The sequence below is a fragment of the Tepidiphilus succinatimandens genome (assembly GCF_006503695.1).
GTDB classification, from domain to species: Bacteria; Pseudomonadota; Gammaproteobacteria; order Burkholderiales; family Rhodocyclaceae; genus Tepidiphilus; species Tepidiphilus succinatimandens.
Genome location: NZ_SBIK01000011.1, coordinates 45,518 through 68,583, shown reverse-complemented (window position 1 = coordinate 68,583; position 23,066 = coordinate 45,518). Strand labels below are relative to the sequence as shown.

Sequence of the window (23,066 nt, the reverse complement as noted above, 5' to 3'; positions counted from 1 at the left end):
CATTCGAGGTGTCCCTTTCTTCGCCTGCCCTGCGTTACTCCTCGAGCGATGCGTGGGGATCGGCACCGAAGACTCGTTCGCGCAGGCGAAAGAGCCGGTCGCGCACCTGCGCCGCCGCCTCGAACTCCAGATTGCGCGCGTGCTCCAGCATCTCCTTCTCCAGACGGGCGATCGCCCTGGCCACCGCTTTCTCGTCGGCCGGGTCGACCGCCTCCTCCCAATGCGCCTCACCCGAAGCGGGCGCGCGGCGCACCGCGTGACGCCCCTCGCCCTCTTCGTCATAGACCCCGTCGATGATGTCCTTGATGCGCTTGGTCACACCGCGCGGGGTGATGCCGTGCTCGGCGTTGTAGGCGAGCTGCTTGGCGCGGCGCCGTTCGGTCTCGTCGATGGCGCGGCGCATCGACTCGGTGATTCTGTCCGCATAGAGGATGGCCGTGCCGTGGAGGTTGCGCGCCGCCCGGCCGATCGTCTGGATGAGAGAGCGCTCCGAGCGCAGGAACCCCTCCTTGTCCGCGTCCAGGATCGCCACCAGCGACACCTCGGGGATGTCCAGCCCCTCGCGCAGCAGGTTGATCCCCACCAGCACGTCGAATTCGCCCAGACGCAGGTCGCGGATGATCTCCACCCGCTCGACCGTGTCGATGTCCGAATGCAGGTAGCGCGCCCGCACGCCGTTCTCGTTGAGATACTCCGTCAAATCTTCGGCCATGCGCTTGGTGAGGGTGGTCACCAGCACCCGCTCACCGGCGGCCACGCGGCGCTTGGCCTCGGCGAGCAGGTCATCGACCTGGGTCGAAGCCGGCCGCACGATCACCTCCGGGTCCACCAGACCCGTGGGGCGCACCACCTGCTCCACGAGCTGCTGCTGGTGCGTCGCCTCGTACTCGCCGGGCGTAGCCGAGACGAAGATCGTCTGCGGCATCAAACGCTCAAACTCCTCCCACGTGAGCGGCCGGTTGTCGAGCGCCGAGGGCAGGCGAAACCCGTATTCGACGAGATTCTCCTTGCGCGAACGGTCGCCGCGGAACATTCCCCCGATCTGCCCCACCGTCACGTGCGACTCGTCGATGAAGAGCAGCGCATCGGCCGGCAGGTAGTCCATGAGGGTGGGCGGAGGCTCGCCCGGACGGCGTCCCGAAAGATGCCGGGAATAATTCTCGATCCCCTTGCAAAACCCCATCTCCGAGAGCATCTCCAGGTCGAAGAGCGTGCGCTGCTCCAGACGCTGCGCCTCCACCAGCTTGCCGCACTCCAATAGCCACGCCTTGCGCTCGCGCAGCTCCTCCTTGATCGAATCGATCGCGCGCAGGACGGTGGCGCGCGGCGTCACGTAGTGGCTCGAAGGATAGACGGTGAAGCGCACGAGCTTATGCACCAGATGCCCGGTGAGCGGATCGAAGAGCGTGAGGTGCTCGATCTCGTCGTCGAAGAGCTCGATGCGCAGCGCGTACTCCGCGCTCTCGGCCGGGAAGACGTCGATCACCTCGCCGCGCACGCGGAAGGTTCCGCGGCGAAAATCCGCGTCGGCGCGTTCGTACTGCATCTGCACCAGACGCTCGATGATGGCGCGCTGCCCCATGTGCTCGCCCTCGCGCAGGTGCAAGACCATCGAGTGGTAATCGACCGGATCGCCGATGCCGTAGATGCACGAAACGGTGGCCACGATCACCACGTCGCGCCGCTCCATCAGGCTCTTGGTGGCCGACAGGCGCATCTGCTCGATGTGCGCATTGACGCTCGAATCCTTCTCGATGTAGAGATCGCGGCTCGGCACGTAGGCTTCGGGCTGGTAATAGTCGTAATACGAGACGAAGTACTCGACGGCGTTCTTGGGGAAGAACTCGCGGAACTCGGCGTAGAGCTGCGCGGCGAGCGTCTTGTTCGGCGCCATCACCAGGGCCGGGCGCCCGCAGCGGGCGATGACATTGGCCATGGTGTAGGTCTTGCCCGAACCGGTCACCCCCAGCAGCGTCTGGTACATCAGCCCGTCGCGGATGCCCGCGACCAGCGCCTCGATCGCCTGCGGCTGGTCCCCGGCCGGCGGATAAGGCTGGAAAAGCTCGAACGGACTGCCGGGAAAACGCACGAAGCGCCCGCTGGAGGAAGGAAGTTCGGCCATGCTACAATTCCATTTTTCTGCGGTAGCCTTGCGACATCTTACCCCGAAGCGGGTTCCCGCAAGGCACAGCCCGATGGTCCAGCCCCAGGAGCCCCGATCCATGTCTCGCAGCCTCTTCGCCGCGGTCGAACTCGCGCCGCGCGACCCCATCCTCGGACTCAACGAAGCCTTCGCCGCCGACCCACGCCCGCAGAAAGTGAACCTCGGCGTGGGCGTGTATTACGACGAAGAAGGGCGCATCCCGCTGCTCGCCTCGGTGAAGACCGCCGAGGAAGCGCGCGTGCGTCAGGCCAAGCCGCGCGGCTACCAGCCCATCGAAGGCCCGGCGGCCTACACCGGCGCCGTCCAGCGCCTGCTCTTCGGTGCCGATTCCCCGCTGCTCGCCGAAGGGCGCGTCGTCACCGCCCAAGGGCTGGGCGGCACCGGGGCGCTGCGCATCGGCGGCGATCTGCTGCGGCGCATCGTGCCCGAAGCCACCGTCTACATCTCCGACCCCAGCTGGGAAAACCACCGCGGCATCTTCGAGGCGGCGGGCTTTCCCGTGCGCACCTACCGCTACTACGACCCCGCCACCGGCGGCGTCGATTTCGCCGGCATGAAGGCGGCGCTCGCGGCCATGGCCCCGCGCAGCATCGTCGTGCTGCACGCCTGCTGCCACAACCCCACCGGGGCCGACCTCACCGAAGCGCAGTGGCAGGAAGTCGCCCAGACCTGCGTGGCGGGCGAACTCGTCCCCTTCCTCGACATGGCCTACCAGGGGTTCGCCGAAGGGATCGACGCCGACGCCACCGCGGTGCGCCATTTCCTCGCAGCCGGTATCCCCTTCTTCGTCTCCAGCTCGTTTTCGAAGAATTTCTCTCTCTACGGGGAGCGCGTCGGGGCGCTGTCCCTCGTCACCGGCTCGCGCGACGAGGCCGAGCGGGTGCTGTCGCAGCTCAAGCGCGTCATCCGCACCAACTACTCCAACCCCCCCACGCACGGCGCGGCGCTCGTGGCCGACGTGCTCGCCTCCGGCGAGCTGCGCGCGCAATGGGAAGAAGAGCTCGGCGGCATGCGCCGGCGCATCCGCGCCATGCGCGAGGGGCTGCGGCAGCGGCTGGAAGCCGCCGTGCCGGGCAAGGACTTCTCCTTCGTCACCGAACAGCGCGGCATGTTCTCCTACACCGGGCTCACCCCCGAGCAGGTCGAACGGCTCAAGAGCGAATACGGCATCTACGCCGTGCGCTCCGGGCGCATCTGCATCGCCGCGCTCAATGCGCGCAACCTCGACTACGTCGCCGAAGCGATCGCCGCCGTCCTGCGCGGCTGAGTCCCTTTCCGCCGCCCCGCTCGGGGCGGCACTCTCTCCTCCCATGAACGACCTCGACGCATTCCTCGAACACCTCGTCTGGCGCACCCCCTCGGGCGAGGCGATCGGCTGCACGGAAAAGCGCAAAGTCTTGCGCGAGAACCTCGAAGAGCTCGCCCAGGTGCTCAAGGATGCCCTCGACGACGCGCTCCTCATGGGCGTGAGCGAACGCCAGGTGCGCGAGGTCTTCCACGCCCTGATCGACCGCATCGAGAGCGACTTTTCCGAACGCGACGATTGAGCGCGACGAATCGATCCCATCGTCGGCGCTGGGGTTGCGTTTGGGCGCGGACGCATTAGAATGAAACCATGACGACACGGTATACCACCACCCCGATCCTCGAGGAGGAAGAGGCGCGGGTTTCCCCCCCGCCGTTCTATAAGGTGCTGTTGCTCAACGACGACTACACCCCCATGGACTTCGTCGTGATCGTGCTGGAGCATTTTTTTCACATGGGCCGCGAACGCGCGACGCAAATCATGCTCAAAGTCCATCATGAGGGGATGGCAGTGTGCGGCGTCTATCCGAAAGACATCGCCGCCACCAAGGTCGAACAAGTCACGGCCTTTGCCCGGCAACACGGACACCCCCTCGCCTGCGTCATGGAGGAAGTTTGAAATGATCGCCCAAGAGCTGGAAGTCACATTACACATGGCGTTCGTCGACGCGCGGCAGAAGCGGCACGAGTACGTCACCGTCGAACACCTGCTGCTCGCACTGCTCGACAACCCGTCGGCGGCCGACGCGCTGCGCGCCGTGGGGGCCAATTTCGACGAACTGCGCCGAGAACTGTCGCAGTTCATCGACACGCACGTACCGCGGGTGCCGGGCAACGGTGAAGTCGACACCCAGCCCACGCTGGGTTTCCAGCGCGTCATCCAGCGCGCCATCCTGCACGTGCAATCCTCGGGCAAATCCGAAGTAGTCGGCGCCAACGTGCTGGTGGCGATTTTCGGCGAGAAGGATTCGCACGCGCTCTATCTGCTGCAGCGGCAGAAGATCACCCGGCTCGACCTCGTCAATTACCTCTCTCACGGCATCGTCAAGTCGCGCAACGCCGCGCCAGGCGAATCCGCAGCGAGCAAGGCCAAGCACGAGGCGAGTGAGGAAGAAGAAACAACGCCGCAGGGCAACGGCGGTGCGCTGGAGAATTTCACCGTCAATCTCAACCAGCTCGCCCGCGAAGGCAAGATCGACCCGCTCATCGGCCGCGAGACCGAGCTCGAGCGCGTCATCCAAACGCTCTGCCGCCGGCGCAAGAACAATCCGCTGCTGGTGGGCGAGGCCGGCGTGGGCAAGACGGCCATCGCCGAAGGACTCGCGCGCATGATCGTCGAAGGCAAGGTACCCGAGATCCTCGCCAACGCCCAAGTCTACGCGCTCGACATGGGAGCGCTCCTTGCCGGCACCAAGTACCGCGGCGACTTCGAACAGCGCCTCAAGGCCGTGCTGAAGCAGCTCAAGGAGCGGCCCAACGCCATCCTCTTCATCGACGAGATCCACACCCTCATCGGTGCGGGGGCGGCCTCGGGCGGCACGCTGGATGCCTCCAACCTGCTCAAGCCGGCGCTCTCCAGCGGCCAGCTCAAGTGCATCGGCGCCACCACCTACGCCGAATACCGCCAGATCTTCGAGAAGGATCACGCCCTGTCGCGGCGCTTCCAGAAGATCGACGTGCCCGAGCCGAGCGTGGAAGACACCATCGCCATCCTCAAGGGGCTGCGCAGCCGCTTCGAAGCGCACCACAACGTGAAATACTCGACCGCGGCGCTGCACGCCGCCGCCGAGCTCGCGGCGCGTTTCATCACCGACCGTCAGCTGCCGGACAAGGCGATCGACGTCATCGACGAAGCCGGCGCGGCGCAAAAGATCCTGCCCAAGAACAAGCAGAAGAAAGTGATCGGCAAAGGCGAGATCGAGGCGATCGTCGCCAAGATCGCCCGCATCCCGCCGCGCACCATCGCCGCCGACGACCGCGAGAAACTCGCCAGCCTCGAGCGCGACCTGAAGAGCGTCGTCTTCGGACAGGACGCGGCGATCGAAGCGCTCGCGCGCGCCATCAAGATGTCGCGCTCGGGCCTGGGCAATCCGCAAAAACCCATCGGTGCCTTCCTCTTCTCCGGTCCCACCGGCGTGGGCAAGACCGAGGTCGCGCGCCAGCTCGCCTACACGCTGGGGATCGACCTCATCCGCTTCGACATGTCGGAGTACATGGAGCGGCATACCGTCAGCCGCCTGATCGGCGCACCCCCCGGTTACGTCGGTTTCGAACAGGGTGGGCTGCTCACCGAAGCGGTGATGAAGAAACCGCACTGCGTGCTGCTGCTCGACGAGATCGAGAAAGCGCACCCGGACGTGTTCAACATCCTGCTGCAGGTGATGGACCACGGCACGCTCACCGACGCCAACGGCCGCTCGACCGACTTCCGCAACGTCATCATCATCATGACGACGAACGCCGGTGCCGAGACGATGCAAAAGAGCACCATCGGCTTCGCCTCCAAGCGTGAGGCCGGCGATGAGATGGGCGAGCTCAAGCGGATCTTCTCGCCGGAGTTCCGCAACCGGCTCGACGCGATCATCTCCTTCAAGCCGCTCGACAACGAAATCATCCAGCGCGTGGTCGAGAAGTTCCTCATGCAGCTCGAAGCCCAGCTGCACGAGCGCAAGGTCGAGGTGCACTTCACCGACGAGCTCAAGGCCTGGCTCGCCGCCAAGGGGTTCGACCCGCTCATGGGCGCGCGTCCCATGGCCCGGCTCATCCAGGACACGATCCGCGCCGCGCTCGCCGACGAGCTCCTCTTCGGGCGGCTGGTCAACGGCGGGCACGTGACCATCGACGTCGATGCCGAAGGCAAGGTGAAACTCCTCTTCGACGAAGAGGCCGTGCTCGAATCCTGAACCCGGGCGGACGCCATCCCGCGTCCGAGCTGCTGCTAGAATCTCCGGTCGTCTTCCACCGACCGGAGATTTTTTTATGGACTTCCATACCGCCGACCTGTGCGACGCGCACGAAGACCGCGTGCGCGTGCTCGCCCCCATGCTGCGCTCCTATGGCGGCGCCCGCGCCGCGGGCGGGCCCGTGCGCACCCTGAAGATTTTCGAAGACAACGCGCTGGTGCGCGAGATGCTCGCCGAACCCGGCCAGGGCGCGATGCTGGTGATCGACGGCGGAGGGTCGCTGCGCCGGGCGCTCCTGGGCGACAACCTCGCCGAACTCGCGGTGAAGAACGGCTGGGCCGGAGTCGTCGTCTATGGCTGCATCCGCGATTCGGCCGCCATCGGCCGGCTTCCGCTGGGTGTCTGGGCGCTTGCCACCCATCCCATGAAAACCGTCAAGCGCGGCGAAGGGCAACGCGACGTGCCGGTGAGTTTCGGCGGCGTCACGTTCGCGCCAGGGATGTTCGCCTACGCCGACGAAGACGGCGTGATCGTGTCCGACGCGCCCCTCGTATGAACCATAAAGGCGGCGTGATGCCGCGGCACGCTTGCCTTATCTTATGTCTTATATAAGACTGTTGACGTCGCGCTCGAGCTGACGTACCATGCAGCCCATGAGCTTTGCTCATGGGCTTTTTCCCCTCTCTCATGGAAGGAACCGTCATGGATCGTCAACAGCAGATCGCCGCTCTGAAAAAAGACTGGGCCGAGAACCCCCGTTGGAAAGGCATCACGCGCCCCTACACCGCCGAAGACGTGGTGCGGCTGCGCGGCTCGGTCACCCCTGAATACACCCTCGCCCGCCGCGGCGCCGAGAAACTGTGGAAGCTGCTGCACGAAGAGCCCTACATCAACTGCCTCGGCGCGCTCACCGGCGGTCAGGCGATGCAGCAGGTGAAAGCCGGCGTCAAGGCCATCTACCTCTCCGGCTGGCAAGTGGCCGCGGACAACAACGAATACCGCGCCATGTTCCCCGACCAGTCGCTCTACCCGGTCAATTCCGTGCCGGTGGTGGTCGAGCGCATCAACAACGCTTTCAAACGCGCCGATGAGATCCAGTGGAGCAAGGGACTCAACCCCGGGGACAAAGGCTGGATCGACTACTTCGCGCCCATCGTCGCCGACGCCGAGGCCGGTTTCGGCGGCGTGCTCAACGCCTTCGAGCTCATGAAGGCCATGATCCGCGCCGGCGCCTCGGGCGTGCACTTCGAAGACCAGCTCGCCTCCGTGAAGAAATGCGGCCACATGGGCGGCAAGGTGCTGGTGCCGACCTCCGAAGCCGTGCAGAAACTCGTCGCCGCACGGCTTGCCGCCGACGTCTGCGGCGTGCCCACGCTGGTCATCGCCCGCACCGACGCCGAAGCGGCCGACCTGCTCACGTCGGATCACGACGAATACGACAAACCGTTCCTCACCGGTGAGCGCACCGCCGAAGGGTTTTATCGCACCCGCAACGGTCTGGAGCAGGCCATCGCCCGTGCGATCGCCTACGCGCCCTATGCCGATCTCGTCTGGTGCGAAACGGGTACGCCGGATCTCGAATTCGCCCGTAAATTCGCCGAAGGGGTGCATGCCAAATTCCCCGGCAAGCTGCTCGCCTACAACTGCTCGCCCTCCTTCAACTGGAAGAAGAACCTGGACGACGCCACCATCGCCAAGTTCCAGCGCGAACTCGGGGCCATGGGCTACAAGTACCAGTTCATCACGCTCGCCGGCATCCACTCCATGTGGTACAACATGTTCGACCTGGCCTATGACTACGTGCGCCGCGGCATGTCGGCCTACGTCGAGAAAGTGCAGGAACCCGAATTCGCCGCCCGCGAACGCGGTTACACCTTCGTGGCGCACCAGGCCGAAGTCGGCACGGGCTATTTCGACGACGTGACCACGGTGATCCAGGGGGGACAATCCAGCGTCACCGCGCTCACCGGTTCGACCGAAGAAGAGCAGTTCCACTGATCACGAGAGAAGGGGGAGTCCGCGGCCGCACCAGACGGCCGCGCGCAGACAAAGTTGAGGCCGGGAAACCGGCCTTTTTTCTTTGACACGCTGCCCTTCGCACTCAAGCGTTCAAGCGCCGCGCAGTCCCCGTCCGAGCAGATACACCTCCGCACTGCGATCGCGCGAAGCCTTGGGCTTGCGCACCGCCACGCTGCGAAACGCCGCGCCCAACGCCCGGCGGAAGTCGTCGAACCCTTCTCCCTGGAACACCTTGATGAGAAAGACCCCTTCAGGGCGCAGGTGGCGCACGGCGAAATCGAGCGCGAGTTCCGCCAGATGCATTGCACGCGCCTGATCGACCGAGGCAATACCCGAGAGGTTGGGTGCCATGTCGCTCAGCACCACGTCGAGCACTGCGCCGGCGAGCAGCGCCTCCAGCGCCCGTTCCGTCGCCTCCTCGGTGAAATCCCCTTGCAGGAAATCCACGCCGGGAATCGGCACCATGGGCAGCAGATCGAGGGCGAAGACCCGCCCCGTCTCTCCCACGCGCTCGCGCGCCACCTGCGACCACGCCCCCGGCGCCGAACCCAGGTCGAGCACGCACTGTCCGCGGCGCAGCAGCCGATCCTTGTCGTCGATCTCGAGTAGTTTGAACGCCGCCCGCGAGCGGTAGCCGGCGCGGGTGGCCTCCTGCACGTAAGGATCGTTCAGATGCCGGTGGATCCAGTCCCGGTGGCTTTTGTTCTTTCCCATCGTCCTTGCGTTAAAATTCCGTTTTAGGCTGCGAAACCCCATTCCATGCGCCAGATCGACAGTCACACCCGCCGGGCGCTGCGCGCCAAGGCCCATCACCTCAATCCTGTCGTCATCATCGCGAGCAAGGGTCTCACCGAGGCGGTACTTGCGGAGATCGACCGGGCGCTGACGGCGCACGAGCTCATCAAAGTACGGGTGGCCGGCTCCGAGCGCGAGGTGCGCGAAGCACTCATGGCCGAGATCTGCGAGCGGCTCGACTGCGCGCCGGTACAGCACATCGGCAACCTGCTGGTGCTGTGGCGCCCCAAACCCGAGGCCACCCCGCGCGCAGCGGCGGAAAAGCCCACCGCCCCGGCAGCGCATGCAAAATCGGCCAAGTCCTTCGCCCGGGCAGCCCGGCTGCGCGCGCTCATCGAAGCGCGCACCGCAGCCAAGGCGGCACGCCAACGCCGCCCCGCCAAGGGGCGGAGCCGCAAGCCTTAGACGTAGCGCACGTCCAGGATCTCGAACTCGCGCATACCCCCCGGCGTCTGCACCTGAACCACGTCGCCGGCGTACTTGCCGATGAGGGCGCGGGCGATCGGCGAGCTCACCGAGATCTTCCCTGCCTTCACGTCGGCCTCTTCGTCGCCGACGATCTGGTAGCACGCCTTGTCGCCGCTTTCCAGATCCTCGAGTTCGACGGTGGCGCCGAACACGACCCGCCCGTCGGCATCCAGCGTCTTCGGGTCGATGATCTGGGCATTGGCCAGTTTCGCCTCCAGCTCCTGGATGCGCCCCTCGATGAACGCCTGGCGCTCGCGCGCGGCGTCGTATTCGGCGTTCTCGGAAAGATCGCCGTGGGCGCGCGCCTCGGCGATCGCCGCGATCACCGCCTGCCGCTCCACGGTCTTGAGACGATGCAATTCCTGGCGCAGTTTCTCTGCACCTTCGACGGTCATGGGGTATTTCATCTCGCCTCCTCCCGCAACCGGGCATGCAGCGACTGCAAGGAATACACGTCGTAGCGTCCTGCCTGTTCGATGCCCAGGCAAGCGGCCTCGGCCCCTTCGATGGTGGTGAAGATCGCCGAGACCTTGGCCGCGAGCGCGCTCGTGCGAATGGAGCGCGAATCGAGCACCGCCTGGCGCGCCTCTTCGACCGTATTGATGACGAGATCGATCTCGCCGTTCTTGATCATGTCGACGATGTGCGGCCGCCCTTCGGTCACCTTATTCACCACGCGCACGGGAATTCCAGCCTGGGCGATCACGCCGGCCGTGCCGCGCGTAGCCACCAGCTCGAAGCCGAGCGCGTGCAGCTTGCGGGCGATTTCCACCGCCGCGGGACGGTCCTTCGGCTTGACGCTGATGAAAGCGCGCCCCTTGGTAGGCAACCGCACGCCCGCCGCCAGTTGCGCCTTGTAAAAGGCTTCGGCGAAGGTCTGGCCCACTCCCATCACCTCGCCGGTCGACTTCATCTCAGGGCCGAGAATGGGATCGACCCCGGGGAATTTCACGAAGGGGAAGACCGCCTCCTTCACCGAATAATAGGGCGGCACGATCTCGCGCGTCACTCCCTGCTCGGCGAGCGGGCGTCCCACCATGCAGCGTGCCGCCACCTTGGCGAGCGGCACGCCGCAGGCCTTGGAGACGAAAGGCACCGTGCGGGAGGCGCGCGGATTGACCTCCAGCACATAGACGACGGCCTTCTCCCCTTCTCCCTGGATGGCGAACTGCACGTTCATCAGGCCCACAACGCCCAGCGCCCGGGCCATGGCCACCGTCTGGCGGCGCATCTCGTCGAGCACGGCCGGCGCGAGCGTGTAGGGCGGCAGCGAACAGGCCGAATCGCCCGAATGCACGCCGGCCATTTCGATGTGCTCCATGATGCCGCCGATCACCACGTCCTTGCCATCGGCGAGTGCGTCGACGTCGACCTCGGTGGCGTCGTTGAGGAACCGGTCGAGCAAGACGGGTGAGTCGTTCGACACCTTCACCGCCTCGCGCATGTAGCGCTCGAGGTCTTTCTGCTCGTGCACGATCTCCATGGCGCGCCCGCCGAGCACGTAGCTCGGGCGTACCACCAGCGGATAGCCGATCTCGGCGGCCAGCCGCAACGCCTCTTCGGGCGTGCGCGCGGTGCGGTTGGGCGGCTGGCGCAGGCCCAGCTGCATGAGCAGCTGCTGGAAGCGTTCGCGGTCCTCGGCCGCGTCGATCGCATCGGGCGCGGTGCCGATGATGGGCACGCCATTCGCCTCCAGCGCCCTGGCGCGCTTGAGCGGCGTCTGGCCGCCGAACTGCACGATCACCCCTTCCGGGCGCTCGACGTGGACGATCTCGAGGATGTCTTCCAGCGTGATCGGTTCGAAATAGAGCCGGTCGGAGGTGTCGTAATCGGTGGAGACGGTCTCCGGGTTGCAGTTGACCATGATGGTCTCGAAACCGTCCTCGCGCAGTGCGAGCGCCGCATGCACACAGCAGTAGTCGAATTCGATCCCCTGGCCGATACGGTTGGGACCGCCGCCCAGGATCATGATCTTGCGCCGGTTGCTCGGGGCCGCCTCGCACTCTTCCTCGTAGGTGGAATAGAGGTAGGCCGTCTGGGTGGCGAACTCGGCCGCGCAGGTATCGATCCGCTTATAGACCGGACGCACCCCCAGGGCATGCCGGTGCAGGCGCACGGCGGTCTCGTCGCGCTGCAGCAGCTTGGCGAGCCGCCGGTCGGAGAATCCCTTGCGCTTGAGCGCGCGCATCTGCGCCGCGTCGATCGCCTCGAGCGAGCGGCCCACGAGCGACTGCTCCGTGCGCACGAGATCCTCGATCTGGGCGAGGAACCACGGATCGATGTGCGACAGGCGATGCACGTCGGCGAGCGCATAGCCCTCGCGGAAGGCCTGGGCCACGTACCAGATGCGCTGTGGGCCGGGGTTGGCCAGCTCGTGCTCCAGTTCGCTGCGATCCGCGTCGAGCTCATCGAGCCCATAGACCCCCACTTCCAGCCCGCGCAGCGCCTTCTGGAACGATTCCTGGAAGGTGCGTCCGATCGCCATCACTTCGCCCACGGACTTCATCTGCGTGGTGAGCCGGTCGTCCGCCTGGGGGAATTTCTCGAAGGCGAAACGCGGCACCTTGGTGACCACGTAATCGATCGTGGGCTCGAAAGAGGCCGGCGTCGCCCCGCCGGTGATCTCGTTCTTGAGCTCGTCGAGCGTGTAGCCCACGGCGAGCTTGGCCGCCACCTTGGCGATGGGAAAGCCCGTGGCCTTGGAGGCGAGCGCTGAGGAGCGCGACACGCGCGGGTTCATCTCGATCACGATCATGCGCCCGTCTTCGGGGTTGATGGCGAACTGCACGTTGGAGCCGCCCGTGTCGACCCCGATCTCGCGCAGCACGGCAAGGGAAGCATCGCGCATGCGCTGGTATTCCTTGTCGGTGAGCGTCTGCGCCGGCGCCACGGTGATCGAGTCGCCGGTGTGCACGCCCATCGGGTCGAGGTTCTCGATGGAGCAGACGATGATGCAGTTGTCGGCGCGATCGCGCACGACCTCCATCTCGAATTCCTTCCAGCCGATGAGCGACTCTTCGATGAGCAGTTCGCTGATGGGGCTCGCGTCCAGCCCGCGCTTGCAGATCTCGACGAACTCCTCCATGTTGTAGGCGATGCCCCCGCCCGTGCCCCCAAGGGTGAAGGAAGGCCGGATGATGACCGGAAAGCCGATCCGCGCCTGCACGGCCATCGCCTCTTCCAAGGTATGGGCGATACCCGAGCGCGCCGACTCCAGCCCGATGCGCGTCATCGCCTCCTTGAATTTCTGCCGGTCCTCGGCCTTGTCGATCGCCTCCTCGCGCGCGCCGATGAGCTCCACCCCATAGCGCTCGAGCACCCCGCTGCGGGCGAGCTCAAGCGCGCAGTTCAAGGCCGTCTGCCCCCCCATGGTGGGCAGCAGCGCATCGGGCCGCTCCTTGTCGATGATGCGCTCGAGCACGGCGGCGGTGATCGGCTCGATGTAGGTGACGTCGGCCGTCTCCGGGTCGGTCATGATCGTGGCCGGGTTGGAATTGACCAGGATCACGCGGTAGCCTTCCTCGCGCAGCGCCTTGCACGCCTGCACGCCGGAATAGTCGAACTCGCACGCCTGGCCGATGATGATCGGGCCGGCGCCGATGATGAGGATGCTGTGGAGGTCGGTACGCTTGGGCATGTCGTTCCCTGTCGTCGGTAGGTAGCCGCCGGCCCCGTCCGCTCGTGACGGACGGGGCCGGCGGCGGAAAAACTCATGGACGTTGGTTGCGGTGCGCGTCGATCAGCGCGACGAAACGGTCGAAGAGATACCCCACGTCGTGCGGCCCCGGGCTCGCCTCGGGGTGGCCCTGGAAGCCGAAGGCCGGCGCGTCGGTGCGCTCGATCCCCTGCAGGCTGCCGTCGAAGAGCGAGACGTGCGTGACGCGGCAATTGGCCGGCAGCGTGTCGGCATCCACGGCAAAGCCGTGGTTCTGGCTGGTGATGTACACGCGCCCGGTGTCGAGATCCTTGACCGGATGGTTCGCGCCGTGATGGCCGAACTTCATCTTCACCGTCTTCGCCCCCGAGGCAAGCCCCAGGATCTGGTGCCCCAGGCAGATGCCGAAGGTGGGAATGCGCCGCGCGATCGCCTCGCGCGCGGTGGCGATCGCATAACCGCAGGCGGCCGGATCGCCCGGCCCGTTGGCGAGCAGGATACCGTCGGGCGCGAGCGCGAGCGTCTGTTCGAACGGGGTCTGCGCCGGCACCACCGTGACGCGGCAGCCGCGCGCGGCGATCATGCGCAGGATGTTGCGCTTGACGCCGTAATCGTAGACCACCACGTGCCGCGGCCCTTCGCCGGCCGGCACGTAGCCGCGCCCCAGCTCCCATTCGCCCTCGTGCCAGGCGACGACGTCGCGCCGGCTCACTTCTTTGGCCAGATCCATGCCGGCCAAGCCGGGGAAGGCGCGCGCCAGGGCGAGCGCCTCGGCCACGTCCGGCGTCTTGCCCACCGGGGCCGTGACGATGGCGCCTGCCTGCGCACCGCGATCGCGCAGGATGCGGGTGAGGCGGCGCGTGTCGATGCCGGCGATCGCCACCACCCCTTCGTCGCGCAGAGACTCGGGCAAAGTGCGGCGCATGCGGAAGTTGCTCGCCAGAAGCGGCACGTCGCGCACCACCAGACCGGCGGCCATCACCCGGTCGGATTCGAGGTCTTCGTCGTTGACGCCGACGTTGCCGACGTGCGGATAGGTGAGCGTGACGATCTGCCGGGAATAACTCGGGTCGGTGAGAATTTCCTGATAGCCCGTCATCGAGGTGTTGAACACCACCTCACCGACGGTGTGACCGGTCGCACCGATGCCCTCGCCGTGGAACACCGTTCCGTCGGCAAGGACGAGGATCGCGGGATTGAAAGACACGACGGCTCCTTGCAGTGGATTCAGCGGTGCGTAAGCTGCCCGCCGAAAAAAACGGGATGGGCGCGCTTCGCCATCCCGTTCTTTACATTTATATTTTACCGCGAAAACCTGCCGGCGGCAATCGCCGCGCCTTTCAGCGCAAGCCCAGCACGTCGCGCATGTCGTAGAGACCGGGCGGGCGCCCCTGCAGGAAACGCGCCGCACGCATGGCCCCCACGGCATAGGGCATGCGGCTCTGCGAACGGTGGGTGATCTCGATGCGCTCACCGGTACCGGCAAAGAGCACGGTGTGGTCCCCCACGATATCCCCGCCGCGGATGGTGGAAAAGCCGATCTGCCGCGACGGGCGCACGCCCACCTCTCCTTGGCGGCCATAGACGGCCTCGCGTTCGAGGTCCAGGCCCAGCACGCGGGCGAGGATGCGCCCCATCTCGAGGGCGGTGCCCGAAGGCGCGTCGACCTTGTTGCGGTGATGCGCCTCGATCACCTCTACGTCGTAGCCCTCACCGAGCAAGGCGGCGGCGCCTTCCAGCAGCCGGAAGACGACGTTGACCCCGACGGCCATGTTGGGCGCGAGGACGATGGGAATCTCCTTGGCGGCCTGTTCGATCAAGGCCCGCTGCTCGGCGTCGAACCCGGTGGTGCCGATCACGACGGATTTGCCCAGCCGCTGAGCCACTCGGACAAGCCCGACGGTGACCCCCGGTCGCGTGAAGTCGATGACGCAATCCGCCGCGGCAACTGCTGTCTCGGGATCTTCGCCGATGAGCACACCGGTGCTCCGTCCAATTGGATCCCCCGCGTCGCGGCCGATCCATTCGCTGCCGGGGCGCACGAAGGCCGCCGCAAGCTCGATGCCCGGATCCTCGAGCGCTGCCTCGACCAGCATCCGCCCCATCCGGCCGCCCGCGCCGGCGATTGCAACCCGAACCGGTTTCATGGTGCATTCTCCTCTTTCGTCTGCCCTTTGGTTTCGGCGCCGCCCCCCGCTTCACCACTTGCCGGCTCAGGCTCCTCTTTTTTCTTCTTCTCCTCTTTTGGCGGCTTGCCGGGAACCTCGACCACGCGCGGTGCGGAACTCGTCACCGGCGCATCCCCCTCGGTCGGCATCACGTCGCCAGCCACGCGCACGAGCACGTCGTTCTCGAAAAACACGGTGAGCCGCCGCTGCTGGATCGTGCCGTCGCCCTTTTTCACGTAGTAGACGTAGTCCCAGCGATCGTTGCGGAATGGATCGACGAGCAGCGGCGTTCCCAGAAGGAAACGGACCTGGTCGCGCGTCATCCCCTTCTCCAAACGAGAGACGGCTTCCGGATCCTGGAAATTACCCTGGCGCACGTCGGCACGGTAGGGCGAAGCCAGGCCCGCCAGTCGGTCCATCGAGCACGCGCTCGAGAGCAGCGCCAACGCGACGGTCGGCAAGAGAATACGAGGCGACATGAGTCTCACTAAGGTTCTGCCGAACGGCGAAAAACTATATCATAGCGCATGTCGTGCCGCCGGAACGCACGCACCAAGATGAGGGCTTCTGCCGATGGACAACACGAAGAATCTACGCAACATGGGCCTCAAGGCCACCTACCCGCGGCTCAAGATCCTCGAGCTCTTCCAGAGCGGTGAACACCGCCACCTCACCGCCGAGGACGTCTATCGCCTGCTCGACGCCGCCGGCGTGGAAATCGGGCTCGCCACCGTCTATCGGGTGCTCACCCAGTTCGAGCAGGCCGGCGTGCTGGAGCGGCACCACTTCGAGTCGGGCAAGGCGATCTTCGAGCTGGCCGCCGGCGAGCACCACGACCATCTGGTGTGCCTCGACTGCGGCCACATCGAAGAGTTCTTCGACGCGACGATCGAGGCGCGGCAGCGAGAAATCGCCCAGGAACGCGGCTTCGAGGTTGCCGATCACGCGATGTACCTCTATGCCCACTGCCGGCGCAAGAATTGCCCGAACCGCCAGAAGGACGAATAGCGCCGCGCAAACCGTTCAGAAAACGTGCCGCATCCCGACGAAGAAGAACCCCGTATCACCGACCGTCTCCTGTGCCGCATGGCCGTTGCGGGCCGCGTCGGTCTGACCCAGCCATTGCATTTGGCCCCAGTCCAGGCCGTCATGGTCGATCGCCGTATAACCGGCATACGCGGTGGTTCGCTTCGACAGCGCCCGCGTCCAGGCGACGGTCCATGACGAAGGCGAGAATCGCCCTCCCTCTCCCCCGCCCACCCCCTCGAAACGGGATTTGCCATAAGCGAAGTGCAGATTGTTTGGCCCAAACGGCACGAGTACCCCAAACTGCCAGATCGAAACATCGAAACCACCCACTCCCTGGACATCGACCCCTCGTTGCCAGGAGCCGGCCAAGCGCAGCACTCCGAAGTCGTAGGATGCGCCGAAGAACCCCTCTTTCTGGGTTTCATCGGCCACTCGCCCGCCGACGAGATGCTCGCCGTCGAAACGGACCACATGGGCAATGGCACCGGCCTTGAAGGCCCCGCCGTCGTAGCGTAGGGCCACACCGTCCTTGTCGTCGTCGCCCTCCCCCGGACCATCGGCACGTGCCGTCTCGCGGTTACCGGCCGAATGGATGGCGGAAAAAGTCAGTGAGCGGAAACCGCCCTCCCACGTCACCGCGTTGTTCCAGCGCGCCGGCGAGTTGGGCGTGATCGACAATCGTCCCAGTAAAGAAAGCCAACTCTGCGGACTGGGCACGGCGGATAGCAAAGCGTCGTAGGCGTAGGTGAAATAGCCCGGCGCGTACTGCCGCCCCAGCGCCACCCGCCCGAACGCCCCTTCCAGCCCGACCCACGCCTGACGCGTGAGCACTTCACTGCCCTCGTTTTTCAGGGAGTCCTCGCGGCTCATCACCTCCGACTTGCCCGTATCCAGCGCGTAGCCCTGTTCGAGCACGAACGTGGCGACGAGCCCATCACCAAGCGATTCTTTGCCCCGCAAGCCAATGCGGTCGCCGGAAAACCAGCTGTCGTCGACGCCAACGGTCTGGTCTCCGCGCCACTCGCCGAATTTCACAAAGGCATCGGCCACGCCGTAGAGCTCGATTCCCGCCGCAGCGACGCTCGGCGCAACCCACATCATCATCCAGAGCGATGCGAAAGCAAAAGCACCTGTTTTTTGCATGAAAATCTCTTAATTTCTGCAAACGTCGGCGATTTTACACAAATTTCTTCGATCCGAATCGTTTCATGCGTAAAAAAGGCCCGGCGAGCGCCTCGTGTTTCGAGGACGCTCGCCGGGCCGATCAGAAAAAAACCGAGCTAGACAAGACGCACAGTCTGTGCGCCTAGCATCGTTTCGGTCTCGGAAGATGCCTTGGGTAGTTAATATGCTTTATGTATAATCTCCAAGAAGGGCCTGTGCATGATGACGCAGGTGATCGTCGATGAAAGTAGCCACGAAGTAATAGCTGTGATCGTAGCCGGGGTGGCGCCGTAGCTGCAGCGGATGCCCGGCGGCGGCACAGGCGGCTTCGAGCGCTTCCGGATGAAGCTGTTCGGCGAGGAATTCGTCCGCTGCCCCTTGATCGACGAGCAGAGGCAGGCGTTCCTCGGCCTGGGCGATGAGCGCGCAGGCGTCCCATTGCCGCCAGCGTTGGGGATCGTCTCCGAGGTAGGCGCGAAACGCTTTCTGCCCCCAAGGACAACGGCTGGGGTTGGCGATGGGAGCAAACGCCGAGACCGAGGCGTAGCGGCCAGGATTTTTCAGGGCACAGACGAGCGCGCCGTGCCCGCCCATGGAATGCCCGCTCACGGCACGGCGATCGGTCACCGGCAGGTGGGCCTCGACCAGGGCCGGCAGTTCATGTACCACGTAATCATACATTCGGTAATGAGCCGACCAGGGAGCCTCTGTGGCATCGACGTAGAAGCCCGCGCCGGAACCCAAATCGTAGCTGTCGTGCTCTTCGGGAAGATGGGTGCCGCGCGGGCTCGTGTCCGGACAGACGAGGGCAAGCCCCAGTCGCGCGGCGAGTCGCTGTGCTCCGGCTTTCTGCATGAAGTTTTCGTCCGTACAGGTCAGGCCCGAGAGCCAGTAGAGTACCGGCACGGGGGCGTGTTCGGCTTGAGGCGGTAGATACACGCCGAAGACCATGTCGGTGCCGGTGCTTTCGGAGGCGTGGCGGTAGCGGCGTACCCAGCCGTCGAAACAGCGGTATTGGGCGATCAAGGTCGGTGCAGTGCGCGAAGGGCTCATGGTCGTGTCTTCCGGAACGCTCTTCAGTATAGGATCACCGAACGGATGCTCTTGCCTTCGTGCATCAAGTCGAACGCCCGGTTGATCTCTTCCAGCCCCATCGTGTGGGTGATGAAGGGATCGATCTCGATCTTGCCGTTCATGTAGTCCTCGACGTAGCCCGGCAGCTGGCTGCGCCCCTTGACTCCGCCAAAGGCCGAACCTTTCCAGACGCGCCCGGTGACGAGCATGAAGGGGCGGGTGGAGATCTCCTCGCCAGCACCCGCCACGCCGATGATGGTGGAGACGCCCCAGCCCTTGTGGCAGCATTCGAGCGCCTGGCGCATGACGTGGACGTTGCCGATGCACTCGAAGGAGTAATCCACGCCGCCGTCGGTCAGATCGACGATGACTTGTTGGATGGGGTCGGTGTAATCGCGTGGATTGATGAAATCGGTGGCACCGAAGCGGCGGGCCATGTCGAATTTCTCGGGGTTGACGTCGATGGCGAGAATGCGGCTCGCTCCGGCGATACGTGCTCCTTGAATCACGGAAAGCCCGATGCCGCCCAGGCCGAATACTGCCACCGTGGCGCCGGGTTCGACTTTGGCGGTGTTGAGCACGGCGCCGATGCCCGTGGTGATGCCGCAGCCGAGCAGGCAGACTTTCTCGAGCGGCGCATCGATGTCGATCTTGGCGAGTGCGATTTCCGGCACCACGGTGTATTCCGAAAAAGTCGAGGTTCCCATGTAGTGATAGATCGGCTGGCCGCCGAGGGAGAAACGGGTGGTGCCGTCGGGCATCAGCCCCTTGCCCTGGGTGGCGCGGATCGCCTGGCACAGGTTGGTCTTGCCGGAGCGGCAGAACTTGCACTGGCCGCACTCGGGGGTATAGAGGGGAATGACGTGATCGCCCGGTTTGACCGAGGTCACTCCTGGTCCGACTTCTTCCACGATACCGGCGCCTTCATGGCCCAGGATGGTCGGGAACACGCCTTCGGGATCGGCGCCAGAGAGGGTGTAGGCATCGGTGTGGCACACGCCGGTGGCGACGATGCGCACCAGCGCTTCGCCTGCCTTCGGGCCTTGTACGTCCACTTCTTCGATCGACAGCGGGGCGCCTGCTTTCCAGGCGACGGCAGCACGGGATTTCATCGTAGGAAACTCCTTCGGAAAGGTAGCCGCACTCGGCTGCGGCATGGGAAGTCGTGCGTCTCAGTCTACGCTGTTTCGTCTCCTCCTTTTTTACCGGATGAGAAAGGATCGTTGTCATCATGCAATAATCACGACGTCTTTTACTGAGAAATGGTCGAGGCCGAACATGCGGCGCTGGGATGAGGTCGAGGCGTTCGTCGAAGTGGTGAGGCGAGGAGGATTCAGCGCTGCGGCTGAGCGTCTAGGGGTGTCGGTGTCGCACGTCAGCCGCGGCGTTTCCGAACTCGAGCGACGCTTGGGGCTCCCTTTATTACATCGCACTACGCGTAGCGTCCGCCTCACCGAAGCGGGACGAGCCTATTACGAACGCTGCAGCAGAGCGCTCGATGAATTCCATGCCGCCGAGGCGCTCCTGGTGCAGGAGCAGCATGAACCCCGGGGAACGCTCAGGATCACCTGCGCCACGACCTTCGGCGAGCGCTTCATCGCACCCTTGCTCAACGAGCTTTTGCTGCGTCATCCTCATTTGGGGCTCGAGCTGACGCTCACCAACGAGCAGGTCGACGTGGTGGGCGAGGGCTATGATCTGGCGGTTCGCATGGGGAACCTCAAGGCTCCCTCCTCTTTGCTCGCCCGGCGCCTGTGTGACCGGCGCGAGTACGTCTGCGCCAGTCCCGAGTATCTCGGCCGCCGGGGCGTTCCTCGCACCTTGGAAGATCTGAAGCAGCACGATTGCTTGCTCGGCACCAACCCCATATGGACGTTCAGTGAAGGGGGAAAAGTGCGGGAGGTGCGCCCCGAAGGGCGCTGGCGTGCCAACTCCGGCGCGGCCTTGCTCGATGCCGTTCGCAAAGGGCTGGGAATCGCTCGCCTGCCCGATTATTACGTCGAGGAGGCGATCGCTCGCGGTGAGCTGGTATCGCTCCTCGAGCGCTATCGCCACCCCTTCACCGGCGTGTGGTTGGTCTACCCTGCTGGCCGGCAGCGCTCGCGTAAACTGCAGCTGGTATGCGATTTCCTCGTCGAACGGTTTTCCGGCCAGCCGCCCTGGCGCGAGCACGTGCCCGGTCAGTAGCACTGCGCCGATCCTACTTCAACGAAGCGGCGAATCCGTGAGGTGCTCACCACCCTCCGGTTCGACAGCACCCGGGACCTAACCGGCGGCGCGGTTCAACCCTTGCCGCGCCTTTTTATGATATTACCATCAAGACCATAACGTCTGAGCTTTTCGTACAAGGTGCTTTTGGCGATCTTCAAATCGGCCGCCGCCCGCGTCAGATTGCCGCCATGGACGGCTATGGCTCGCATGATGGCGCTCTTTTCCGCCCCCATGAGGGTGATCGTCCCGTCCAAGGGGTGATTCCCTTCTTTGATAAAGATGTTTTCCTGCTCGGATGGCATGCCTTCGCCGAGGATCTCCGGCGGAAGATCCCCTCTCTCGATGGAATCCCCCTCGCTCATCAGCAAGGCGCTCTCGATGACGTTGCGCAATTCCCGGACGTTGCCCGGCCAAGCGTATCGCTGCAAGCAGACGAGTGCTTCCTCGCTCAAGGGTTTGGCGGGAAAGCCGTGCCGAGCGGCAAAATGGGCAACGAAATGTGCGGAGAGTACCGCCACGTCCCCCTGTCGCTCGCGCAGGGGAGGAATCATGACGGTGGTCACGGCGATGCGGTAGAAGAGGTCCATGCGAAAACGCCCTTCCTCCACTTCGCGGCGCAGGTCGCGGTGCGTGGCGGCGACCAGGCGAAAATCCACCTTGCGCGGCGTGTTTTCACCGAGGCGGTAAATTTCGCCGCGCTCGAGCACCCGCAACAAATGCGGCTGCAGATCGAGCGGCATCTCGCCGATCTCATCGAGGAAGAGCGTGCCGCCGTGGGCCGCCTCGAGCTTGCCGGCCATGCCGCCACGCCGTGCCCCCGTAAACGCGCCTTCGGCGTAGCCGAAGAGCTCACTGGCGAGCAGCTCGCGCGACAGGCCGCCACAGTTGAGTGCGACGTAAGGGCCGCCGGCGTGCGGCCCGGCGCGGTGGATGCCTTGGGCGAACTCTTCCTTGCCCGCCCCCGTCTCCCCCAACAAGAGAATCGGGACTTTCGCCCGAGCCAGGCGATCGGTCTTGCGGATCAAAGCCTGCATCGTCGGATCGGCGGTAACGATGCCGGCAAAGGCATGAGGCACGCTCTCGTTGGCAACGTAATGACGCTCGCTGGCGCCGCGCGCCGCCCGGCCTACCCGCGGCAAGGGCAAATGCACCACGGCACCGAGACGCTCACCGTGATCCACGATCGCCTCCAGCCATTCCGGACGCAGCCACGATGGCACGGCCGGCGTATCCTGCGCCGGATTCATAGGACCGACGAGCCGGGAAGGACGGGAAAAATCGATCATTCCCCCCAAGGTTTCGATCGCCGCCCGGGCGTTTTCGCTTGCCCAGATGGGGTAGCCCCGTCGATCGACGACGAGTAGACCATCACTGCGGCTGCGGGATCGCGCCACCTCGAGCAAGCGATAGCGCAGTTCCATCTCTTGCATCGTGATGCGACTCTCGATGCGCTGCGCCGCGGTAACCACCAAGGCCAGGCTCTGGCGACTGAAGGAGCGGGACAGGCCGGAGACGTCGAGCACACCCAAGATCTCGCCGTCGTGCGGATGGCGGATTGCCGTCGCGGCGCAGCTCCAGCGCTTGATGCCGGCGCAGTAATGCTCCGCCGAGTGGATCTGCACCGGCTGCGCCAGCACCAGAGCCGTGCCGATGGCATTCGTCCCACATACATCCTCGCCCCAGGCTGCGCCCGGCTGAAGGTGGATGGTTTTAGCGGCATCGAGCGTCGGTGCATCCCCCTCCATCGTCAGGATCATGCAGGAGGGGTTGGTGAGCAACATCACGGTACCGGTCTCGCGGAGGAAATCCCGGGCACAGGCCATCACCGGCGCACTCGCCTGCAGCAAGTCGCGATACCCTGCCTTGATCTCCTCCAAGGAAGAGTCGGCGATCGGTGGGGGTGCGGCCGCCTGGCGCGGGTCGACGGCGAGGCGCTGACTCCTTTCCCACGAGCGCGCCACCAGTTCTCTCAGTGAAAACACGGGCTCGCGCTCGCCGGCGAGGAAACGCTCCCACGCCGTCATCACCGCCCGCTCTTTTTCCGGCTCGGGAAAAGCATCCCCGGGTAATCGAGCGTCCATCTCTACCCTCTCCTCATGTGTTCGGCGAAA

The 23,066-nt window shown here is 65.1% G+C and carries 20 protein-coding genes; 9 read left to right on the top strand and 11 right to left on the bottom strand.

The window, feature by feature from the left end; translation table 11 throughout:
- Positions 1 to 34: 34 nt before the first annotated feature.
- On the bottom strand, positions 35 to 2,122 hold the full coding sequence (gene uvrB, locus EPD82_RS07945; protein WP_055424158.1) for an excinuclease ABC subunit UvrB: 2,088 nt from the start codon (positions 2,120 to 2,122) through the stop codon (positions 35 to 37).
- Positions 2,123 to 2,222: 100 nt separating this feature from the next.
- On the opposite strand from uvrB, the gene EPD82_RS07940 reads away from it, so the two are divergent.
- The 6 genes from EPD82_RS07940 (at position 2,223) to aceA (ending at position 8,370) form a co-directional block, all read left to right on the top strand.
- Positions 2,223 to 3,431 (top strand): amino acid aminotransferase, encoded by a 1,209-nt coding sequence (locus EPD82_RS07940; protein WP_141056349.1) that lies wholly within the window; start codon positions 2,223 to 2,225, stop codon positions 3,429 to 3,431.
- Positions 3,432 to 3,474: 43 nt separating this feature from the next.
- Positions 3,475 to 3,711, top strand: coding sequence for a hypothetical protein (locus EPD82_RS07935; protein ID WP_141056348.1), 237 nt, complete (start codon positions 3,475 to 3,477; stop codon positions 3,709 to 3,711).
- Between the two features lie 68 nt (positions 3,712 to 3,779).
- Positions 3,780 to 4,088, top strand: coding sequence for an ATP-dependent Clp protease adapter ClpS (gene clpS, locus EPD82_RS07930; RefSeq protein ID WP_141056347.1), 309 nt, complete (start codon positions 3,780 to 3,782; stop codon positions 4,086 to 4,088).
- Position 4,089: 1 nt separating this feature from the next.
- The gene (clpA, locus tag EPD82_RS07925; RefSeq protein ID WP_141056346.1) at positions 4,090 to 6,372 is read left to right on the top strand and encodes an ATP-dependent Clp protease ATP-binding subunit ClpA; all 2,283 of its coding nucleotides are present in this window, start codon (positions 4,090 to 4,092) and stop codon (positions 6,370 to 6,372) included.
- A gap of 76 nt (positions 6,373 to 6,448) precedes the next feature.
- Positions 6,449 to 6,928 (top strand): ribonuclease E activity regulator RraA, encoded by a 480-nt coding sequence (rraA, locus tag EPD82_RS07920; protein WP_055424153.1) that lies wholly within the window; start codon positions 6,449 to 6,451, stop codon positions 6,926 to 6,928.
- Between the two features lie 146 nt (positions 6,929 to 7,074).
- Positions 7,075 to 8,370 (top strand): isocitrate lyase, encoded by a 1,296-nt coding sequence (gene aceA, locus EPD82_RS07915; RefSeq protein WP_206202240.1) that lies wholly within the window; start codon positions 7,075 to 7,077, stop codon positions 8,368 to 8,370.
- A 111-nt stretch (positions 8,371 to 8,481) separates the two neighbouring features.
- On the opposite strand, the gene EPD82_RS07910 is transcribed toward aceA, so the two are convergent.
- Positions 8,482 to 9,105, bottom strand: a complete 624-nt coding sequence (locus EPD82_RS07910) for an RlmE family RNA methyltransferase (protein ID WP_141056345.1) — start codon at positions 9,103 to 9,105, stop codon at positions 8,482 to 8,484.
- 45 nt (positions 9,106 to 9,150) lie between these two features.
- Here EPD82_RS07910 and yhbY point away from each other — a divergent pair, with 45 nt between their 5' ends.
- Positions 9,151 to 9,591 carry a ribosome assembly RNA-binding protein YhbY gene (gene yhbY / locus EPD82_RS07905; RefSeq protein WP_141056344.1) on the top strand — a complete coding sequence of 147 codons (441 nt, stop codon included), beginning with the start codon at positions 9,151 to 9,153 and terminating at the stop codon, positions 9,589 to 9,591.
- Here the strand turns inward: yhbY and greA are convergent.
- The 5 genes from greA to EPD82_RS07880 all read right to left on the bottom strand — a co-directional run bounded on the left by greA (position 9,588) and on the right by EPD82_RS07880 (position 15,956).
- On the bottom strand, positions 9,588 to 10,061 hold the full coding sequence (greA, locus tag EPD82_RS07900; protein WP_028875069.1) for a transcription elongation factor GreA: 474 nt from the start codon (positions 10,059 to 10,061) through the stop codon (positions 9,588 to 9,590). The genes yhbY and greA overlap by 4 nt on opposite strands.
- Positions 10,058 to 13,291, bottom strand: a complete 3,234-nt coding sequence (carB, locus tag EPD82_RS07895; protein WP_141056343.1) for a carbamoyl-phosphate synthase large subunit — start codon at positions 13,289 to 13,291, stop codon at positions 10,058 to 10,060. Before carB ends, greA begins: the two co-directional genes overlap by 4 nt.
- A gap of 73 nt (positions 13,292 to 13,364) precedes the next feature.
- On the bottom strand, positions 13,365 to 14,516 hold the full coding sequence (gene carA, locus EPD82_RS07890) for a glutamine-hydrolyzing carbamoyl-phosphate synthase small subunit (RefSeq protein ID WP_240803315.1): 1,152 nt from the start codon (positions 14,514 to 14,516) through the stop codon (positions 13,365 to 13,367).
- A gap of 133 nt (positions 14,517 to 14,649) precedes the next feature.
- On the bottom strand, positions 14,650 to 15,456 hold the full coding sequence (dapB, locus tag EPD82_RS07885) for a 4-hydroxy-tetrahydrodipicolinate reductase (RefSeq protein WP_141056341.1): 807 nt from the start codon (positions 15,454 to 15,456) through the stop codon (positions 14,650 to 14,652).
- The gene (locus EPD82_RS07880; RefSeq protein ID WP_082438447.1) at positions 15,453 to 15,956 is read right to left on the bottom strand and encodes an outer membrane protein assembly factor BamE; all 504 of its coding nucleotides are present in this window, start codon (positions 15,954 to 15,956) and stop codon (positions 15,453 to 15,455) included. Before EPD82_RS07880 ends, dapB begins: the two co-directional genes overlap by 4 nt.
- 94 nt (positions 15,957 to 16,050) lie before the next feature.
- Between EPD82_RS07880 and fur the strand changes: the two genes are divergently transcribed.
- The gene (fur, locus tag EPD82_RS07875; RefSeq protein WP_141056340.1) at positions 16,051 to 16,485 is read left to right on the top strand and encodes a ferric iron uptake transcriptional regulator; all 435 of its coding nucleotides are present in this window, start codon (positions 16,051 to 16,053) and stop codon (positions 16,483 to 16,485) included.
- 15 nt (positions 16,486 to 16,500) lie between these two features.
- Here the strand turns inward: fur and EPD82_RS07870 are convergent, their stop codons facing one another.
- The 3 genes from EPD82_RS07870 to EPD82_RS07860 all read right to left on the bottom strand — a co-directional run bounded on the left by EPD82_RS07870 (position 16,501) and on the right by EPD82_RS07860 (position 19,856).
- Positions 16,501 to 17,610, bottom strand: a complete 1,110-nt coding sequence (locus EPD82_RS07870) for a porin (protein ID WP_072247984.1) — start codon at positions 17,608 to 17,610, stop codon at positions 16,501 to 16,503.
- Positions 17,611 to 17,859: 249 nt separating this feature from the next.
- Complete coding sequence (fghA, locus tag EPD82_RS07865; RefSeq protein WP_141056339.1) at positions 17,860 to 18,723, bottom strand: S-formylglutathione hydrolase; 864 nt, start codon at positions 18,721 to 18,723, stop codon at positions 17,860 to 17,862.
- A gap of 23 nt (positions 18,724 to 18,746) precedes the next feature.
- Positions 18,747 to 19,856 carry an S-(hydroxymethyl)glutathione dehydrogenase/class III alcohol dehydrogenase gene (locus EPD82_RS07860; RefSeq protein WP_141056338.1) on the bottom strand — a complete coding sequence of 370 codons (1,110 nt, stop codon included), beginning with the start codon at positions 19,854 to 19,856 and terminating at the stop codon, positions 18,747 to 18,749.
- A gap of 166 nt (positions 19,857 to 20,022) precedes the next feature.
- Here EPD82_RS07860 and EPD82_RS07855 point away from each other — a divergent pair, with 166 nt between their 5' ends.
- A complete protein-coding gene (locus EPD82_RS07855) occupies positions 20,023 to 20,931 on the top strand; it encodes a LysR family transcriptional regulator (protein ID WP_141056337.1) in 909 nt (302 codons plus the stop codon).
- A gap of 95 nt (positions 20,932 to 21,026) precedes the next feature.
- On the opposite strand, the gene EPD82_RS07850 is transcribed toward EPD82_RS07855, so the two are convergent.
- Positions 21,027 to 23,036, bottom strand: coding sequence for a sigma-54-dependent Fis family transcriptional regulator (locus EPD82_RS07850; RefSeq protein ID WP_141056336.1), 2,010 nt, complete (start codon positions 23,034 to 23,036; stop codon positions 21,027 to 21,029).
- Between the last annotated feature and the right edge of the window lie 30 nt (positions 23,037 to 23,066).

What these genes read in the sequence shown, in the direction of transcription:
- EPD82_RS07940 (WP_141056349.1), top strand. Translation starts at nt 2,223, where the DNA reads ATGTCTCGCAGCCTCTTCGCCGCGGTCGAACTCGCGCCGCGCGACCCC.
- fur (WP_141056340.1), top strand. Translation starts at nt 16,051, where the DNA reads ATGGACAACACGAAGAATCTACGCAACATGGGCCTCAAGGCCACCTAC.
- EPD82_RS07910 (WP_141056345.1), bottom strand. Translation starts at nt 9,105, where the DNA reads ATGGGAAAGAACAAAAGCCACCGGGACTGGATCCACCGGCATCTGAAC.
- fghA (WP_141056339.1), bottom strand. Translation starts at nt 18,723, where the DNA reads ATGAGCCCTTCGCGCACTGCACCGACCTTGATCGCCCAATACCGCTGT.
- clpS (WP_141056347.1), top strand. Translation starts at nt 3,780, where the DNA reads ATGACGACACGGTATACCACCACCCCGATCCTCGAGGAGGAAGAGGCG.
- EPD82_RS07860 (WP_141056338.1), bottom strand. Translation starts at nt 19,856, where the DNA reads ATGAAATCCCGTGCTGCCGTCGCCTGGAAAGCAGGCGCCCCGCTGTCG.
- rraA (WP_055424153.1), top strand. Translation starts at nt 6,449, where the DNA reads ATGGACTTCCATACCGCCGACCTGTGCGACGCGCACGAAGACCGCGTG.
- EPD82_RS07870 (WP_072247984.1), bottom strand. Translation starts at nt 17,610, where the DNA reads ATGATGATGTGGGTTGCGCCGAGCGTCGCTGCGGCGGGAATCGAGCTC.
- greA (WP_028875069.1), bottom strand. Translation starts at nt 10,061, where the DNA reads ATGAAATACCCCATGACCGTCGAAGGTGCAGAGAAACTGCGCCAGGAA.
- EPD82_RS07880 (WP_082438447.1), bottom strand. Translation starts at nt 15,956, where the DNA reads ATGTCGCCTCGTATTCTCTTGCCGACCGTCGCGTTGGCGCTGCTCTCG.
- uvrB (WP_055424158.1), bottom strand. Translation starts at nt 2,122, where the DNA reads ATGGCCGAACTTCCTTCCTCCAGCGGGCGCTTCGTGCGTTTTCCCGGC.
- EPD82_RS07935 (WP_141056348.1), top strand. Translation starts at nt 3,475, where the DNA reads ATGAACGACCTCGACGCATTCCTCGAACACCTCGTCTGGCGCACCCCC.
- aceA (WP_206202240.1), top strand. Translation starts at nt 7,075, where the DNA reads ATGGATCGTCAACAGCAGATCGCCGCTCTGAAAAAAGACTGGGCCGAG.
- yhbY (WP_141056344.1), top strand. Translation starts at nt 9,151, where the DNA reads ATGCGCCAGATCGACAGTCACACCCGCCGGGCGCTGCGCGCCAAGGCC.
- clpA (WP_141056346.1), top strand. Translation starts at nt 4,090, where the DNA reads ATGATCGCCCAAGAGCTGGAAGTCACATTACACATGGCGTTCGTCGAC.
- carB (WP_141056343.1), bottom strand. Translation starts at nt 13,291, where the DNA reads ATGCCCAAGCGTACCGACCTCCACAGCATCCTCATCATCGGCGCCGGC.
- EPD82_RS07850 (WP_141056336.1), bottom strand. Translation starts at nt 23,036, where the DNA reads ATGGACGCTCGATTACCCGGGGATGCTTTTCCCGAGCCGGAAAAAGAG.
- dapB (WP_141056341.1), bottom strand. Translation starts at nt 15,456, where the DNA reads ATGAAACCGGTTCGGGTTGCAATCGCCGGCGCGGGCGGCCGGATGGGG.
- EPD82_RS07855 (WP_141056337.1), top strand. Translation starts at nt 20,023, where the DNA reads ATGCGGCGCTGGGATGAGGTCGAGGCGTTCGTCGAAGTGGTGAGGCGA.